We start from the raw sequence: 17,746 nt of genomic DNA, 5'->3' as shown, positions 1-17,746 counted from the left end.
GCCGGCCGGTCCTTGTATTACTTCGCCACAAAGCGTGCCGTCACGGTCTTGCCGTCGGCAAACTTGATCGTCGCGACCAGCTTGGAGCCGGCTTTGAGCTGCAGCTTGTCGGCTGCCACGAGCGCATTGTCCGTCCCCGGGTTCAGCGCCGTTTCCGTCTTCTGGGCGCCGGTCAGCACCGTCAGCTTGCCGCTGGCACCAGCCACCGGCAGCTTCTTGTCATGGTCGTCGACATAAATGGTGACGGCGCCATCCTTGTTGACCAACTCGAACTGCAGGTCGCTGGCGGTCTGCACGATGCCGCCGTACTGAGCGGGCTTGGCGCCGTGGGCCATGGCCAGGCCGGAGAGGCCGGACAGTGCGAGGCTGCCGGCAAACAACATGACTGAGATCTGTTTCTTCATCGAATACTCCATTGGTGCAGCGACTTACGGGCGTCGCTGCCAAAGCCCGCAATCAGTACGCGTCGCCCTGCGGTTGCGACAGGATCCGCTCCAGCGGGCGGCGCCCGAACAACCAGAACGCCAATGGTGTCAGCAAGGAATCCAGGATGGTCGAACTGACCAACCCGCCGAAAATCACCACCGCCACCGGATGCAGGATTTCCTTGCCGGGCGCGTCGGCTGACACCAGCAACGGCACCAGCGCGAACGCCGCGACCAGCGCGGTCATCAGTACCGGCGTCAGCCGCTCCAGCGACCCACGCACGATCATCGGGATACCAAAGGTTTCCCCTTCAAAGCGGCACAGGTTGATGTAGTGGCTGACTTTCAGGATGCCGTTGCGGGTGGCGATGCCAGTCAGCGTGATGAAGCCGACCATGGACGCCACCGACAGCGTCAGGCCGCCGATCCACATGGCGATCACGCTGCCGATCAACGCCAGCGGGATGTTCGCCATGATTATCAGCGTGAGTGTCGCAGAGCGGTAGCGCGAGTAAAGCACCAGGTAGATCAGCGCCAGCGAAACGAGGGACAGCAGCACGATCAGTTGCGTCGCCTGCTCCTGCGCCTGGAACTGCCCCTCGATGCTGACGAAATAGCCGCCGGGCAGCCCGGCGCGCGCGGCCGCGCTGCGCACATCGCCGATGATCTTCGACATATCCGAGCCGTCGGTATTGGCATAGACTACGATGCGCCGGCGGCCGTTCTCGCGCCCGATCTGGTTCGGGCCGTCGCCATCCTCGACGTTGGCAATTGCCGACAACGGCACCGCGCCACGCGGCGAATCCAGCATGACGCGGGACAGGTCCTGTGGCGTACGGCCGGTATCGGGCAACCGCACCACAAGGTCGTAGCGGCGCACGCCTTCGATCACCTGCGTTACCCGCGTGCCATCCGACAACGTCTGCAAGGCCTTCAGCGCCTCACCCGCCGGGATGCCGTATTGCGCGGCCTTCCGGTAATCGAGTCGCACATTGACTTGCGGTATCAATACCTGGCGCTCGACCGTGATATCGACGAGTCCTGGTATGGCAGCAAGCCGCCCGCGCACGTTCTCCGCCAGGCCGCGCAGCGTATCGAGATCATCGCCATAGATCTTCAGCGCGATCTGTGCCCGCACACCGGAAAGCAAGTGATCCAGCCGGTGGGAAATCGGCTGGCCGATCGCCACCGACGCAGGGAGACTGCCAAGCTGGACGCGGATGGCGGCCATCACTTGCTCCCGACTGCGGTCGGAGCGCTTCAGGTCGACGTCGATCTCGGAGGAATGCACGCCTTCGGCATGTTCGTCCAGTTCGGCACGGCCGGTGCGCCGCCCGACCTGCGTCACCTCCGGAACCTGCCGGATCAGCGTCTCCGCCAGGGCACCCATGCGGTTGGCTTCGGCCAGCGAGGTGCCCGGATTGAACATCAGCGACATCACCAGCGAGCCTTCATTGAAGGCTGGCAGGAAGGCTCGCGGCATGAAAGGCACGGTGGCGGCTGCCAGCGCGACGGCGACCGCAGCCGCGGCAAGCACCGTTTTGGCGCGCGGGAACGACCAGCCCAGGATCCTTGCATCGACCCGCTTGAGCCACGCCACCAGCGGGCTGTCCGGATGCTCCAGCCGCTTCATCCGCGGCAGCAGGTAGTACGACAGCACCGGCGTCACCGTCATCGACACCAGCATCGATGCCAGGATCGACACGATGTAGGCGATACCCAGCGGCGCGAACAGGCGCCCTTCGATACCCGGCAGCGCAAACAGCGGCACGAACACCAGCACCACCACCAGCGTGGCATAGACGATGCCGGAGCGGACTTCGACCGAGGCGCGCCAGATGGTTTCCAGCACGGACGACGGGTCCTCCATGCTTACGCGCTGCCTGAGCCGGCGCTGGATGTTCTCCACGTCGACTACTGCGTCGTCGACCAACTCGCCGATGGCGATGGCAAGGCCGCCCAGCGTCATCACGTTAATCGACTGGCCCAGCAGGTGGAAAGCCAGCGCGGTGACGGCGAGCGACAGCGGGATCGCCACGAGCGAGATCGCGGTGGTGCGCGCGCTCAGCAGGAAGGCGAAGAGGATCACGGTCACCATGATGGCGCCGTCGCGCAGCGCCTCGACTACGTTGCCGATCGAGGCCTCGATAAAGTCCGCTTGCCGGAATAGTACCTGCGGCGGCGACAGGCCCGGCGGCAGCCCCTGCTTCAGTTCGCCGAGCGCTGCTTCCAGGTCCCGCGTCAGCCGTACCGTGTCGGCCGCGGGCTGCTTCTGCACGCTGACAATCACTGCCGGCTTGCCGTTGAATCCGGCATCGCCGCGCTTGAGCGCCGCGGCATAACGCACGCCGGCTACCTGCTCCAGCAGCACCGGGATGCCGTCCTTGTAGGCGACTGCCAGCCCCTTCAGGTCGTCGAGCCGGTTGGTGCGCCCGAGGTTGCGGATCAGGTATTCGCGGCCGTTCAGGTCGATGAAGCCGCCGCTGGTATTGGCGGAGAAGTCGCGCAACGCGCTTTCCACCTGCGGCAACGCCACGCCGAACTGCGCCATCCTGGCGGTGTCCGGTTCCACCCGGAGCTGGCGCACCTCGCCGCCGATCGGGATGACCTGCGACACGCCGGCCACCGACAGCAAGCGCGGCCGCAGCACGAAGTCGGCATACTCGCGCGCGTGCATCGGGCTGGCTTTGGTCGGGTCGATCGGCAAGGCGATCAGCATGATCTCGCCCATGATCGACGAGACCGGTCCGAGGATGGGCGTGAGCCCGCCAGGCAACTGTTCCTTCACCAGCGCCAGCCGCTCCGACACAAGCTGGCGGTTGCGATAGATATCGCTGCCCCAGTCGAACTCGGCGTAGACGATCGACAGGCCGACGCCCGACACCGAGCGGACCCGGGTGACGCCCGGCATGCCGTTGAGCGCGGCCTCGATCGGGAACGACACCAGCAGTTCCACTTCCTGCGGCGCCATGCCGCCGGACTCGGTGATGACCGTCACCAGCGGCTTGTTGAGGTCCGGGAAAACATCCACCGGCGTGCGCCATGCGGTCACGCCGCCGTACACCATCAGGATTATGGCGACGGCTAGTACCAGCAGCCGGTTGCCGAGGCTCGCGCGAACGATCCAGTTGAACATGCGCGCCCCTCAGCGGATCTGGTTGATAAGCGCCGCCCCGGACACCACCACCCGGTTCTCCGGCGATAGTCCCTTGACCACGACAACCGTTCCCGCATCCAGCACGCGAGCTTCAACCGGCTGGGCGATAAAGCGCTGCGTGCCGGACTTGATCCACACCACCGGCAGGTTGCTGGCATTGCGGACCAGGGCCTCGCTTGGCAATGCGATGCCCTTGACCGTATCGGTTAGCGTAGCAACCACAGTCACTGGCTGCCCGACGGCAAGCGGCACCGCATTGCCCGTCAGCCGGAACATCAGCGGCACGGCGCCATTCTTCAGGCTGCGGCCGGCGCCGATGAACTCCAGCTTGCCTCCGTCCGACCGGCCCAGGGTCCCGCCCTGGATACGGTTGGCAAGCGAGGCATCCGCGGTGTTGGCCTCGATCAGCATCCGGGATGGGTCAACCACTTCGTACAGCACGTCGCCAGCGGCAACCACTTGACCGGCCAGCACATTGGCCGTGGCAATGACGCCGCTGGCCGGCGCGGTCAGCGAGTCGGTCTGGTGCAGACTCTTGCCCACCGCCTCGCGCTGGCCGGAAAGACTCTGGACCTCGGCGCGGGCAGCTTCGATCTCCTTGCGCGGAATACTGTCCTGCAGCGATTCCAACCGCTGCAGCCGTTGCCGGGCCAGCTTCAGGTTGGCGCTCAGGTTGGCGAACTGCGCCTGCTGATTGCCGATATCGAAGGGCTCGCTCTTGTGCCGTAGCACGGCCAGCACCTGGCCCTTGCTGACACGCTGCCCCAACACCGGAAAGCCGTCCGGCGGCGGCTCGATCCAGCCCGGGTGCCCTGCCTGCAGACGCCCGCCCGCATTGGGGTCGATCGCCACCACGGCATTCAGCTCTACGGTCACGGGGTGCAAGGCTTCCTGCGGCATTGTGGTCCGGATGCCCATGCGGCGTTGCGCGAGCTTGGGCACCTGGACACTGCCGTCGGGCAGCCGAGCCAGGCCGCCGCTGCCGGACACCACCCCCGGTGCATCAAGGTGTTCGCCACCGGGCCCGTGTGCACCGGGCCCGGCCAGTGCCGGCATGGTTGCGCAGGCAGCCAGCGCGATGGCGATCGTTGCGAAACTGGATGTCTTCAGCATGTCGGGCCTCAGTTCCTCTTTTGGATATTGCGGCGCCTCACGCCCCAGACTGCGGCGGCCAGGACAACCGCTACAAGCAGGACGACCCACGGCCAGCGCGCTCGCCAGAATGCCCCGAGGCCGTAGGCGTGCCCGTCCGCGGCAACGTTCAGGGTCCCCTCGATCAGGTCCGACTCCTTGCCGGCAACGAGCGTGAACACGAGCGCATGGTTGCCCGGTTGGCGCAGCGCCTTGAGAAGTTTCTCGTCGGTAAAGGAGTAGTCGCCGAAGTCGGCGTGCAGCTTGCCTTGTGCCTTGATGCCGTTGAACTCGACCTCCAGCGTGCCGTTCAGCACCGGCTCGTTGGTGGCGTAGCGGTCGACCATCACCGAGAGCTCATCAGCGGCCAGCGTGCCAACCAGCTCGAACGATTCCGTATTGGCTTCGATGACGGGCTGGGCATTCGCCGCGGCGCCGGTGCTCGCCGGCGCATCCAGATGCTCGCCATTGGGGCCATGGGCGCCCGGCGCGGCATGCGCGGCGCAGGCAAGGGACAAGAGCAGGGTGAGAATGAGCTGGCGGATCATGGCAAGACTCCGAGAGCCTGGTTCAGCTTGGCAGTGGCGATGCCACGCCGGGCACGCTGACGCGCCAGGTCGGCTTCGGCTTCGAGGGCCTGGTTCTGTGCGCGCAGCACTTCAGGCAAGCCGATTTCGCCGGCATTGAATGTCTTGCGCAGCAGCGCTGCCCGTTCAGACAGCGTGGCGCTGCGCTCTTCGATAAGTTTGAGTTGCAGCTCTGCGAGCGACAGCGCCGACTGTGCCGCGTCGATATCGGAGCGCACGATGCGTTCGGTGCGATCGAGCTCGGCCCGGGCTGTCATCAGCTCCGTCTGTGCAGCAGTCTCGCGTGGCAAGTTGCGCGCGTCGGTGGCAAACGGGATCCTGATGAAAAGGCCGACAGTCTGGTCGCTGGGCATGCCGCGGCCCGCACGGTCGTTGCGGTACATCACGCCAACTTCCGGCGGGTCGCGGCGCGATTTGCGCAGGTAGCCCACCTGGCGCTCGCTACGCAGCACTGCCCGCTGCGCCGCTTCAAGCCGCGGATGGCTCACGGCATCCGCGGCAGGATCGCTCACAGGCGCTGCCGCTTCGTCATACCGCAGCGGCAGTGCCGATACTCCGGTCGCTTGCAGCAGCCGCGCCCTGGCGTCCACCAGGCCGGCCTCGCTGTCCGCGAGCAGGCCCTGCGCCGCCAGGTAGTCCTGCTGCGCCAGCAGCAGGTCGGTGCGCGCGAGGTCGCCGGCGGTGACCCGCCGCCGCACGTCGTCGCGCAACGACACGGCGATCTCTACACGAAGCCGCAGCACATCGCGCTCCCCTTCCGCGGCCGCGAGCTGCCAGACACGCTCGCGCACCTCGGCGGCAACGTTCAGCCGCGCCAATGCGGCGCCGGCTTCAGCCTCGGCCGCTTGTGCGTCGGCCAAGTCGCCGCGTGCCGCGCGCTGGCCCGGCATCCACACCGACGCCAAGCTGGACCTCGCTCTCGCGCAGGCCGCGCTTCTCGGTCCAGCGGTCGTCGCGGTGCAGCAGACCGAGCGTCGGTGGCCCGGCGAGCAGCGAATCCGCCTGGACCCGACTGGCCGCCGCCTCCAGGCGCCGCCCCTCGGTTGCCTGGAATGCAACGGACCGCTCCCACGCGGTATTAAAAAGCGCGTGCAGATCCGCCGGCGCACGCTGGCCATGGGCCGACGGCATCAGCAGCGCAGACGCAACAATGGAAATGAAAAACTTCTGCATGGAATCCCCAACGCAAATCGCGATGACACAGGCAATGCGGCGGGGCGCGGCGCAAGCCATTGCGCCACGGTATGCAATCAGGAGGTCAATGCCCCGCCGTCAGGCGGGCGCGTGAGGGGGGCGTAAAGGTGGACTGCCGCGGGGATCAGGCATGCGGCCGGCGAGGAATAACGGCTCGGGCTGCGTCTGCTGCGACAGCGGCAACAGCAGGCCCGCTGGCAGCGGCGCCTGGAAGTGGGTGCCGTAGTCGAAGTCGAGTTGGTGCGACGCGGATGCTGTGGAATCGTCGAACGCGATCTCCCCGTCGTCATCGTGGTGATGGGGGACATGCTCGGCGTGCGCCGCCATATGGTCCGGCGGGAAGCCGGCCGAATGTACGAGTTGCCGCTGCGCTGCAGCCAAGGCCTGCAGCGGCAGGATCAGCATCAGGAGGATGGCAATCACGCGCGACATAGGGCGGGATTCTACCTGACCTGTAGCGGGCTGGCGCGGGACTGGCGGGGAGACCGTGTAACCGATTGTGGCGGCAAGGCCGCTGAACGTTAATCACTTCGTAGCCGCTGCAATGCTCCCTTCTCGAACTAACCCCGCACGAGATCGAAGCCGCTTTCCACGAAATCGATAGGCAGTCCGCTCTGGCGAACTTCCGCCAGATCACCCACGCATCCGCAACAGATCAGCGTAAGACACCAGCTTGCGTTTCTCATTGGAAAGCGTCTTTCGTTTGGACGCCGAGCGGGTTGGTTGGCCGCGCTCGAACTTGGCGGCGGCGCGTGCGTCCTCCCGCGTGTGGGTCCGCGCGGTCTTGGCTTCCGCCTTCAGGCGCTCAGCTTCTAGCCGCGCAGCAGTGCGTTCCTCTCGGGCGACATCTTGCACGGCCGACATGATTTCGGCTCTTAGTAGATCGCGCCTTTGCTTGGCAGCGGCACGGGCAGCCTGCAATTGCTCTTTCCTCTGCCGCAGCCAGTCTTTCCCGTTGACCGGCGCAGGCCTGGCCTCTGGCGGCACGCTCAGGCGCAACGCCCTGCTGATTGAAACTCTCTCAGTCCGCAGCGTGCGCCGCGTTTCCTGCTTCGCATCACTCACGCTCCATCACTCTCCCAGCACATAGGTGCGGCCCATGCATCACCAGTTGAAGTCCTGAACTCATCCCGCCAACCTTACCATAGGACTCCATCTCGGGCTTGGATGAAGGCGGCTAGACACCGGCATACCGCGGCGACCGGCCGCTCCCGGCCAGTTTCCGACGAGCATCGCTCGTGATCGAATGACCGAAGCGGACACGAACACAGCCACACGTTGCCGCGCCTGCTCAGGGCACTGTTCGTCGGAACAGACGTCTACAAAATCCCCCACCTATCGTTGCTCGAGCCATCCGTGCTTGCCCCTCCCGCCGACAACTGAAAGCGCGTTTCACATTGTGGAATTCACTCCATGTTTCCCGCAGCGGTATTTTTCGTTTTTTGAAAAGGTGTTCCACATCGCGAAATTTACCATCTATCTCATTGAAAAATAAAGACAAATTAACTCTTATGTCTTATATAAGACATGGCCGCGACGCATCAAAAAGGTCCTACAATGAGGTCACGCTGCTTGCCTCGACATCCGTCGGCACACTCAAATTATTTCAAACGCGCTTTATTCTTAGGAAATTCGCATGGCCAAGTATCAAGACGACATCAAGGCAGTTGCCGGTTTGAAAGAGAACCACGGCAGCGCGTGGAATGCCATCAATCCCGAGTATGCCGCCCGCATGCGTGCCCAGAACAAGTTCAAAACGGGCCTGGACATCGCCAAGTACACCGCCAAGATCATGCGCGCCGACATGGCCGCCTACGATGCCGACTCGTCGAAGTACACCCAGTCGCTGGGCTGCTGGCACGGCTTCATCGGCCAGCAGAAGATGATCTCCATCAAGAAGCACTTCAACAGCACCGACCGTCGCTACCTTTACCTGTCCGGCTGGATGGTGGCCGCGCTGCGCTCCGAGTTCGGCCCGCTGCCGGACCAGTCGATGCACGAAAAAACCTCCGTCAGCGCGCTGATCCGCGAGCTGTACACCTTCCTGCGCCAGGCCGACGCCCGTGAACTGGGCGGTCTGTTCCGCGAGCTGGACGCTGCCAAAGGCCCTGCCAAGGCCGCCATCCAGGAAAAAATCGACAACCACGTCACCCACGTCGTGCCCATTATCGCGGACATCGACGCGGGTTTCGGCAACGCCGAAGCAACCTACCTGCTGGCCAAGCAGTTTATCGAAGCGGGCGCATGCTGCATTCAGATCGAAAACCAGGTGTCCGACGAGAAGCAGTGCGGCCACCAGGATGGCAAGGTCACCGTGCCGCACGAGGACTTCCTGGCCAAGATCCGCGCCATCCGCTACGCCTTCCTGGAACTGGGCGTGGACGACGGCATCATCGTGGCCCGTACCGACTCGCTGGGTGCCGGCCTGACCAAGCAGATCGCCGTGACCAACACGCCAGGCGACTTGGGCGACCAATACAATTCCTTCCTCGATTGCGACGAATTGTCGGCCGACGAACTGGGCAATGGAGACGTCATCATCAAGCGCGACGGCAAGCTGCTGCGTCCTAAGCGCCTGCCTAGCAACCTGTTCCAGTTCCGCGCCGGCACGGGCGAAGCGCGCTGCGTACTCGATTGCATCACCGCACTGCAAAACGGCGCTGACCTGCTGTGGATCGAAACCGAAAAGCCGCATATCGCCCAAATCGGCGGCATGGTCAGCGAGATTCGCAAGGTCGTCCCGAACGCCAAGCTGGTGTACAACAACAGCCCGTCGTTCAACTGGACCCTGAACTTCCGCCAGCAGGCGTATGACGCGATGAAGGCCGCGGGCAAGGATGTGTCGGCATACGACCGCGCCCAGCTGATGAGCGTGGAATACGATCAGACCGAACTGGCGATGCTTGCCGACGAAAAGATCCGGACCTTCCAGGCCGACGCGTCGCGCGAAGCAGGTATCTTCCACCACCTGATTACACTGCCGACCTACCACACCGCCGCACTGTCGACCGACAACCTGGCCAAGGAATACTTCGGCGACCAGGGCATGCTGGGTTATGTGGCTGGCGTGCAGCGTAAGGAAATCCGTCAGGGCATCGCCTGCGTCAAGCACCAGAACATGTCCGGCTCGGACATCGGCGACGACCACAAGGAGTATTTCAGCGGCGAAGCGGCTCTGAAAGCGGCGGGTAAAGACAACACCATGAACCAGTTCTGATACCAGTAATACCCCAAGCAAAACGCCAACCGTATGGGTTGGCGTTTTTTTATCCGGCGAGATAGCTCGCGGGGTTCTCATCAAACATTTTTCTTGTGCGCTTCCGTGCAGAAGCTGTACGTGTGGCTCGGTAGAGAACGACGACGAACTCGGCAGACAACCTGGCGGTGCCGATGCATCCGTCCGGAAATGTCCGCAGCAGGATAATTCTTGGTGAATATGGCCGGTACCGACAGGAGCCGCCGCTTTTGAACGGGGTAGAGACGTTCGCAAAATTCGACCAAGGGTCCGGAGAGGGTCGGCTCCGGAAGTTGGTCGTCGATGTGCCACAGAACGGCCAGCACCCCGCTTTGAGCTGCCGAGGCCGGCTATGACCAGCCCTTCGAGGGTCGGCCTACACGTACTCCGCTCCTTTTTTGGCGGCTTCCCCATCAACCGGCCTACTCCCGCCCAAGCCGCGGAAGTCTATGTAGGCTCAATCCGCCGGATCTCGTTTCAGCACCTCGGCCTCGATCTCCGGATTTGGTTCACCATCCTTGGTAGCAATCAATGCTTTCGGCGTAAGCGGAATCAAGGGCAGGATCAGTGCGTACACCACGGTAGTGGCGGCCACACAAAATGTGAATCCGTGCGTTGCGCCGCTGCTATAGATCCATGAGCCCAATAGATCGCCGGCACGCGCCGAGAGCGCCAGAACGCCCTCCACCAGCATCATCAAGGTCCCTTGCAGGCCCGGCGGACAGGACCGCATCGCGAGATCGAAGTATGCTGCCGTGGCTAGACCGCCCATCAGCCCTATCGGTGCCGCCAATACAAGCGCGAGATTGGCTGAGTGAATAAATGCCAGCGGAATCATCTGCGGCACTGCGACGATCGTTCCCCACCACAGTAGCTTGTTCAGCGATACCTTCTTGCACAGAAAGCCATACAGGAAAAATGTCGGGATGAACGCGGCGGCAAAGATCCCGTTGTAGTACGAGTAAACGGAATCCGATGCATGCAGCTCATTGGTCAGATAGAACTGCAGCGGAGTGGCCGATCCTGGCGCAAAGTTCCATAGAAAGCAGATGAGAACTGCTGGATAGACGGCCTTATGCTTCACCAGCCGCCTGATATTCCCAACGAAATCTGCGCCCCTGGCCTGCGGCTTCTCGTACGTATCGCCGAAGACGGAAATGGGCTTCCAGAGTCCAAACACGGCAATCAAAAAAGTGACCATCGCCACCAGGAAGAAGGCCTCTTTCGCGGCAAGATGATCGGAGACGTACCCGGAAGCGAACGCTCCCGCGACGACGGGGACGGAGCTGACCACGTTACACAGAGCGCTCAGGCGCCCAGACATGAGCTTCTCCTGACCCACCAGAGCGATCAACCCCTGATAGGCTGCGGCAGTAAATCGGGACGACAGCATTGCCAGTAGCATCCCGACGACCAGTCCCGTGTATGAGATACCTGAAAACGCCATCCAGATGAATGCCACCGAGGTTGCGGGAGCGAAAATCAGGAAGAAGCCGCGATCCCGCAATCCCAGCGGATTCCAATGGTCGCGCGCGAGTCCAAAAGCGAACGCAATGTACACGGGTATGCCCGTAACCAGGCGGAATGTCGATATCTCCGTCGCCGTCGCATGCAACTGATTCTTGAGCAGGTACGACGTCTGTATATCAACCAGGTAACCGGCCGGCGTTGCCAGATGGACGAACAGGGTCAGCCAACCGAAATATAGCAGGATTCGGTTGTTGCCCTCGGAACCATTGTGATCAGAAGCAGCCGGCATTCTCGGAGGCGAACAGCAAGACTGGGAATGTCCGAAACGCAGCCTTCCATAGCATCCGCATGACGATTCTCCTCGCAGGCTCCTGCCCGAGCAGCCGCATCAAATCATAATAGTGAGGCGTTGCATTGATATCAATCCACGGCTCAAGCAAGCGAAATCCGGACAGCTCGCTCAGCCGATGAGGCGGGATGCCCGGACGTTGCCGTCGCGGAAACCCGAATGATGGCAACGGGTCGGCAAGCGCCGACCGGCAGCCTGATGGCGGAGGTCCCTTCCCGGCCAGACTCGGCCGTTCCTTGATGCGCTCCGGAGGCCGACCGCTTTGGCCGAGGGAGAGATGATTGCCAGCCTCCCCCTGGATGACCGCTCTTCGCACCTCACCGGCAGGGGAGGGCTGGATGAGAAGAAACTGAGGGGGCCACGTATATCAAAGCCGCCCCATCCTGATCAGGCCGAGCGCTCGCGTAGTTCTTTCTTATTGATCTTGCCGACACTGGTTCGCGGAATTTCGGAAACAAAGGCTATGCGGTCCAGTTCCGGGACGGCATATTTGCTGATTCGCTTCGATTCGACATGTTCCAGCAGTCGTTCGCAGATTGCCCCTGGCTCTAGCCGAATACCAGGCTTGCAAACGATGAACGCCATCGGGCGCTCGCCCCACTTCTCGTCGCGCACGCCGATCACGGCGCACTCTTGCACGCCTGGTACGTCGGCGATAAGGCCTTCCACCTCGATTGAGGATACCCACTCGCCACCGGTCTTGATCACGTCCTTGATGCGATCGACGATCTGAACGAATCCGTCTGGCGTCATGACCGCGATGTCCTGCGTGTGCAAATAGCCGCCTGACCAGAGTTCCTCGGACGCTTCGGGCTTCTTAATATAGCCCTGCGTGAGAAAGGGTGCGCGCAGGACGATCTCCCCCTGGCTCTTGCCGTCGCGCGGCAAATCGTTCATCCCGTCGTCAACGACACGGAAGTCCACCAACGGCACGGGACGGCCGGGCGAGCATCGCATCCATACCTCGTCGCGCGGATCAGCATCCGTAAGGCCAGGCGGAAGCTGTGCCAGCGAAACGACTGGTCCGGTCTCCGACATGCCGTAGCCGGCGAACACATCGATACCTCGGGCGAGAGCCGCTTCGCACAGGGCGTGTGAAAGCGCCGAGCCGCCGATGATCAGTTTCCACCCCGACAGATCGTGCGTGCCATCGTGTGACGCCTGCAGCAGCATCTGCAGAATAGTCGGGACGCAATGGGAGAAGGTGACCCGCTCCGACTCGCGCAGTTTCAACAGGAGGTCGGGGGCGTAGCGGCCGGGTAGAACAGTCTTGAGGCCAAGCATGACGGAGACATATGGCATGCCCCATGCAAGCACGTGGAACATCGGCGTAATGGGCATGTAGACGTCTTCGCGGTGCAGGCGCTGGCCATCCTTTTGCGCACACAGGCTCGTGGCCGTGACGAGGGCATGCAGGACGATATCGCGGTGACTATAGCTCACGCCCTTCGGGTCGCCTGTCGTCCCTGTCGTGTAGAAGGTCGCCGCCTTGGTATTCTCGTCGAAGTCTTGGAACGTGAAACCGGGCGAGGCCTGCCCCAGTAGCGCCTCGTACTCGCCCGCCACCGGCAGTTCTGTCTGCGGCATGGCCTGGCCGTCTGCCATCACCACAACCTGGCGCACACCTTTGAGGCCATCCTTGATCTGCTCGAGGACCGGGAGAAAGTCCGCATGCACCAGCACAATCGCGGCCTCGGCGTCATTCAGCGTGTAGAGGATCTGCTGCGGCGACAGGCGTACGTTCACGGTAAACAGCGTTGCCCCCATCATCGGAATGCCGAAGTAGCCCTCCAGATAGCGATGGCTATCCCAGTCCATCACCGCCACCGTCGTGCCGTGGCGCGCACCGAGCGTGCTTAGCGCCGACGCAAGCCGGCCGATGCGTTGACGGAACTCGCGAAAGCTGTAGCGCATGTCGCCGCGATAGGCAATTTCCTGATCGCCGTAAAGGCTCAGTGCGTTGACCAGCAATTGCTTGATGAGCAACGGGTACGCGTACGCCGACGGCGTTGGGATGATGAGATTTTGCTGCATGTAAGCCTCCCCCTCGAAATAGCGGGTGATGTTGAGATATTGGGATGGGAGTGCCGATCAAAAGCGACGAGCGATTGCAATGCCGCGCCCTAACCCTGGCTCGCACTTTGGACGATGTTTCCCGTCAGGGGCACACTGCGCGCGGCGCGCGCGGCCAGCGCGAAGAACAGCGCCGAACTGATCGCGATCACATCGGTTACCAGCACCACCTGGGTGAGCGGCGCTGGCACGCCGTGCGTATCGAGATAGTCGATCGCCCAGCCCACAGCCAGATTGCCGATGGCGACCGCGAACACATTGATGCACAGCATCGTGAAGCCAGTCACTGTCGAGCGTGTCTGCTGGGGCACCATGCTCATGATGGCGGCGTTGACCGGACCGTACAGCGTAAGTGGCAGGAAGAAGCCCGCGCACATGCCGATATAGAAAACGGCCGAGCCGGGGGCGGCAAAGCGGTAGGCGATCATCGGTGCCGCGCACAGGATGACCAGGAAAGTCATCAGCGAGGCGTGGGAGCCGCGGAACTTTCGGGCCAGGCTGTCGCCGATGACGCCACCCACGAGGGAGCCGAGCGCGCCGAACGCAAGCTGCAGCATGCCGATGCGGGTGGCGATTTCGGCGGCGTCCATGCCGCGCTCCTTGACCAGCCACAGTTGCGTGAAGGCGAGCCCGGCAAAGATCATGTGCACGAGTACGAAGCCGATGATGATGAGCAGCAGCGCAGGACGATCATGAATGGTTCCCAGCACCGAACGCACCTGCTGCCCGAAGGGCGCGCCCCGCTCGTGCGGCGGGAGCTGGCTGCGGTCATCCTTCAGGAAAGCGAGCAGCACCGCGATAGCCACGCCTATGAGGCCCAATGCATAGAAGGTGGTACGCCAGCCATGCTCGGCACCGAACGTTCCCGCGAGCAGGAAGCTGCAGCCGACGCCCAACGGAATGCCCATGAAGAAGACGCCCATGGCCGAGCTGCGGCGCTTCGCGGAGAACAACTCGGCAAGCAACGCCACTGCCGCGGGTACCAGCGCGGCTTCGCCGCTGGCGACAAAGAAGCGCGCCACGACCATTTGTTCAAAGCTCTGGGCATGCCCGGAGGCCCATGTGCAGGCGCTCCAGATCAATACACCGGCGGCGATGACCCGCGTGCGGCTGAAGCGGTCGGCCAGCGAGCCCATGAACAGGGCCATGAATCCGAAACTCAGGACCCAGACGGCGCCAACCAGGAAACCATACTGTGCGTTGCTGATATTGAGATCCGCAATGATTTGCGGCGAGAAGCCCAGCAGCATATTGCGATCCCCGTGCGCCAGCAGGTGGATCACAAGCAGGCCTGCCAGGACGGTGGAAGGACTCTTTTTCCAGAACATCTTTTGTCTCCTGAGGGGGACTGATAGTTGCGCCCAGAAGCGCTCTACAGCGCCCCGGGGGCGGACGCGGTACGCTGCCGCGCGCCGCCCCGATTCATTTTTGCTAGGCTGCTTTGCGCAGCGGAATGCCGCGCTGTGCGGGCGCCCGGTTCGGCGTCATGCCGAGGTGCCGCAGCGTCTCGTCGGTGCTGTTCCAGTACGTACCAGTCTGATAGATGCGATGTGCGTCTTCGCCGCTGGCGATCTCGCGATTCAGCTCACGTGCGATGCGCACCATCTTCTCGATCTGCTGCACGGAAGTCGCGCGCTCGCCGTCCGGCCCGAACAGCGTGTCCTCAATGCCGACCCGCACGTGCAGACCCATGGCGATGGCCATGGTGTTCATCGGCACCACATTGCGATTAAGCGTCTCCAGCGTGAGCACGGCGCCATCCGGGGTGCGGCGCACGAACTCGATCATGTCGGCCGGATGCAGGCCGGATTGGCCGCCGCCGATCGCCACATAGTTCAGGACCAGCGGCCCGGTGTACACGCCGCGGCGGATCAGGCGCTCAACCGTTTCCAACTGGGTCAGGCTGCCGAGCATGAAGTGCGGCTGGATGCCGGCGGCGGTCAGCCGCTTCAGGTGCTCCACATGCCACGACGGGTTCGACGGCACGATCATGTCGTTGTAAGCCGCCTGGATCGCCGGATTGGTCAACGAGGTGCCGGCCACGTCAGCGGGCGTCATCAGCTCCATGATGTTCATCTGGCTGGTGTTGATGGCGATCGTCACCTGGTCAGGACGCGGCGTCAGCTCGGCCAGCATGTGGCGCGTATCGTCGGTAAGCCATTTGGCAGCCTGGCCTTCGTCCTCGGGGGCGAACGAGATGGAACCACCCACTTGCAGCACCATCTTCGGCACCGCCTCGCGCAGGCGCGCCAGCATCTCGTTGAACATGGACAGGCGCTTGCTGCCCTTGCCATCGGCCTCGCGCACATGCACGTGAAGCACGGTCGCGCCGGCGTTGTAGCAGTCGACTGCCTTCTGGACCTGCTCGTCCATGGTGACCGGAATGTCATCCGAATCACCCGGGATCCACTGCGGGCCATAGGGCGCAACCTGGATCACGAGCTTTTCCTGATTTTCGGGCAGCAGGGAGTCGTCTAGGAAATGCATGTCTTGTCTTCCTCTTTGAGAATGTGATTGGATCTGGGGATGGCCTTCAGGCGGCTGCGCGGTCGTCAGCAGCGCGTTCCCGTTGCATGGCGGCCAACTCTTCGAGAAGAATTGGCGCTCCCAGGCTGCTGGTGTGAATCCCCAGCACGCTGACCGCCTGGAGCACGGCGGCGATTTCTTCCTTGGTGGCGCCAAGTTCGAGCGCCTTGCGGATGTGACGGCGCGTGCCCGGCGCGTACATATGGGTGCACGACGCGTCCACTGCGATAGCAAGAAACTCAAGCACCTTCGGCTCGAGCACGCCCGCGAGAATGGGATGCACGCCCATCACCATGAATTTCTCGGCCCAGATCGGGTCGAGTTCGGCAAAGGCGTCCCAGGCAGGGTTCCAGTTCCCCGTGGCCCGCATCTGGTCGCAGACCGGCGTGGGGCTGGGCTCGGCCCTGCTGCTTTTCTCACTACTCATCATCGTCTCCTTCGAATCGTTGCCATCTACAAGGGGTTCGGCGCGACACCCGAAGTATTGGCCAACCACCAATTCCAATTTGACGATTTGGGAGATTGAATTTACATTTTGGGAGATTCAGGGAAAACGCGATGTCCTACCTATTACGCAGCGCCAGCCTCACCAACTATGTCGAGGTCGCACGCGCCGTGGGCCTGGATCCCTATCAGCACTTGAGCGCTGCGGGAATCAGCCGTTACGCGTTACTGGACCACGACATCAAGATCCCGGCTGAAGCGGTGGCCAGCCTGCTTGAGGCCTCCGCGCAGGCGGCGGACGCCGAGGACTTCGGCTTGCGCATGGCCGAGACACGCCAGCTTGCCAACCTTGGCCCGCTGGCCTTCGCGGTGCGTGAGGAGCCCACCTTGCGCAAGGCGGTCGAATCCATGGCCCGCTACCTACGGTTGCACAATGAGGCGCTGGCGATGCGCATCGAGGAAGCGGAAGGCCTTGTCATGATCCGGGAGGAAGTGCTGAGCGGGGTTCCCGGCTCGTTGCGCCAGTCCATTGAGTTGATGGTTGGCGTGCTGTATCGCTTGCTGCAGGCCTTCGTGGGAGCGTCCTAGAGGCCGCGCAGCATCTGCTTTACGCACGCGGCGCCAGTCAGCACCGCCACGCACATGCGCGTGTTCGGCATGCCAGTCATGTTCAATCAGGATTTCAACGGCATCGTATGCCGGGCCGCTGACCTGGAAGTACCCTTGCCCTCCTATGAACCGGCCATGGCGAACCAGGTGCGACGGTATCTCGACACGATGCTTGCGCAGTCCAACGCCAGCATGCCCGACAAGGTGCGGCAACTGGTGATTGCCATGCTCCCGCTGGGCGTTTGCTCGGTCGAGCGCGTGGCGGAGCAACTCGGTGTGGACCGTCGGACCGTGCATCATCATCTCGAGCAATACGGTGAAAACTATTCCAAGGTCGTCAATGCAGTGCGGGTCGACCTGGCCACACGGTATATCGAGAATCGCGAGCGTCCGCTCTCCGAAGTGGCGACACTGCTGGGCTTCTCGTCCCTGAGTGCCTTCTCGCGCTGGTTTAACGGGCACTTTGGCTGCAGCGTCTCTCAGTGGCGAGCGCGGCAGGAGCGATGAAGCCGGCCGCGCTGGAGCGCCACTGCCCCTGGTGTCCAG

14 protein-coding genes and 1 pseudogene are annotated in these 17,746 nt (G+C 62.9%); 2 read left to right on the top strand and 13 right to left on the bottom strand.

Annotated elements, in window-relative coordinates; genetic code table 11:
* Positions 1–17: 17 nt before the first annotated feature.
* The 8 genes from ABNX08_RS35130 to ABNX08_RS35095 form a co-directional block, all read right to left on the bottom strand.
* On the bottom strand, positions 18–404 hold the full coding sequence (locus tag ABNX08_RS35130) for a hypothetical protein (RefSeq protein WP_022539994.1): 387 nt from the start codon (positions 402–404) through the stop codon (positions 18–20).
* Between the two features lie 52 nt (positions 405–456).
* Positions 457–3,561: an efflux RND transporter permease subunit gene (locus ABNX08_RS35125; RefSeq protein WP_349607077.1), complete on the bottom strand. Its 3,105-nt coding sequence runs from the start codon at positions 3,559–3,561 to the stop codon at positions 457–459.
* A gap of 9 nt (positions 3,562–3,570) precedes the next feature.
* Positions 3,571–4,695, bottom strand: coding sequence for an efflux RND transporter periplasmic adaptor subunit (locus ABNX08_RS35120; protein ID WP_022539992.1), 1,125 nt, complete (start codon positions 4,693–4,695; stop codon positions 3,571–3,573).
* 8 nt (positions 4,696–4,703) lie between these two features.
* Positions 4,704–5,261, bottom strand: a complete 558-nt coding sequence (locus tag ABNX08_RS35115; RefSeq protein ID WP_349607076.1) for a hypothetical protein — start codon at positions 5,259–5,261, stop codon at positions 4,704–4,706.
* Entirely contained in the window at positions 5,258–6,160 is a 903-nt protein-coding gene (locus ABNX08_RS35110; RefSeq protein ID WP_349607075.1) for a TolC family protein, read from the bottom strand. Before ABNX08_RS35110 ends, ABNX08_RS35115 begins: the two co-directional genes overlap by 4 nt.
* Complete coding sequence (locus ABNX08_RS35105) at positions 6,132–6,473, bottom strand: hypothetical protein (protein WP_349607074.1); 342 nt, start codon at positions 6,471–6,473, stop codon at positions 6,132–6,134. The genes ABNX08_RS35110 and ABNX08_RS35105 overlap by 29 nt, the downstream gene beginning before the upstream one ends.
* Before the next feature lie 99 nt (positions 6,474–6,572).
* The gene (locus ABNX08_RS35100) at positions 6,573–6,926 is read right to left on the bottom strand and encodes a hypothetical protein (RefSeq protein ID WP_349607073.1); all 354 of its coding nucleotides are present in this window, start codon (positions 6,924–6,926) and stop codon (positions 6,573–6,575) included.
* Between the two features lie 201 nt (positions 6,927–7,127).
* Positions 7,128–7,559 carry a hypothetical protein gene (locus ABNX08_RS35095; RefSeq protein ID WP_022539988.1) on the bottom strand — a complete coding sequence of 144 codons (432 nt, stop codon included), beginning with the start codon at positions 7,557–7,559 and terminating at the stop codon, positions 7,128–7,130.
* Between the two features lie 571 nt (positions 7,560–8,130).
* Between ABNX08_RS35095 and ABNX08_RS35090 the strand changes: the two genes are divergently transcribed.
* Positions 8,131–9,711, top strand: a complete 1,581-nt coding sequence (locus ABNX08_RS35090) for an isocitrate lyase (protein ID WP_022539987.1) — start codon at positions 8,131–8,133, stop codon at positions 9,709–9,711.
* 475 nt (positions 9,712–10,186) lie between these two features.
* On the opposite strand, the gene ABNX08_RS35085 is transcribed toward ABNX08_RS35090, so the two are convergent.
* The 5 genes from ABNX08_RS35085 to ABNX08_RS35065 all read right to left on the bottom strand — a co-directional run bounded on the left by ABNX08_RS35085 (position 10,187) and on the right by ABNX08_RS35065 (position 16,574).
* Positions 10,187–11,488 (bottom strand): MFS transporter, encoded by a 1,302-nt coding sequence (locus tag ABNX08_RS35085; RefSeq protein ID WP_022539986.1) that lies wholly within the window; start codon positions 11,486–11,488, stop codon positions 10,187–10,189.
* Positions 11,489–11,935: 447 nt separating this feature from the next.
* Positions 11,936–13,582, bottom strand: a complete 1,647-nt coding sequence (locus tag ABNX08_RS35080; RefSeq protein WP_349607072.1) for a fatty acid--CoA ligase — start codon at positions 13,580–13,582, stop codon at positions 11,936–11,938.
* An 89-nt stretch (positions 13,583–13,671) separates the two neighbouring features.
* Positions 13,672–14,904 (bottom strand): MFS transporter, encoded by a 1,233-nt coding sequence (locus ABNX08_RS35075; protein ID WP_349607071.1) that lies wholly within the window; start codon positions 14,902–14,904, stop codon positions 13,672–13,674.
* Positions 14,905–15,052: 148 nt separating this feature from the next.
* Complete coding sequence (locus ABNX08_RS35070; RefSeq protein ID WP_022539980.1) at positions 15,053–16,108, bottom strand: 3-keto-5-aminohexanoate cleavage protein; 1,056 nt, start codon at positions 16,106–16,108, stop codon at positions 15,053–15,055.
* Between the two features lie 46 nt (positions 16,109–16,154).
* A complete protein-coding gene (locus tag ABNX08_RS35065) occupies positions 16,155–16,574 on the bottom strand; it encodes a carboxymuconolactone decarboxylase family protein (RefSeq protein WP_022539979.1) in 420 nt (139 codons plus the stop codon).
* Between the two features lie 131 nt (positions 16,575–16,705).
* On the opposite strand from ABNX08_RS35065, the pseudogene ABNX08_RS35060 reads away from it, so the two are divergent.
* Positions 16,706–17,707 (top strand): annotated as a pseudogene (locus ABNX08_RS35060) (AraC family transcriptional regulator).
* The last annotated feature ends 39 nt before the right edge of the window (positions 17,708–17,746 follow it).

The sequence above is a fragment of the Cupriavidus sp. DF5525 genome (genome assembly GCF_040149425.2).
Taxonomy (GTDB): domain Bacteria; phylum Pseudomonadota; class Gammaproteobacteria; order Burkholderiales; family Burkholderiaceae; genus Cupriavidus; species Cupriavidus pickettii_A.
The sequence above is the reverse complement of the archived record's forward strand: the minus strand, read 5'-3'. Positions and strand labels throughout refer to the sequence as shown.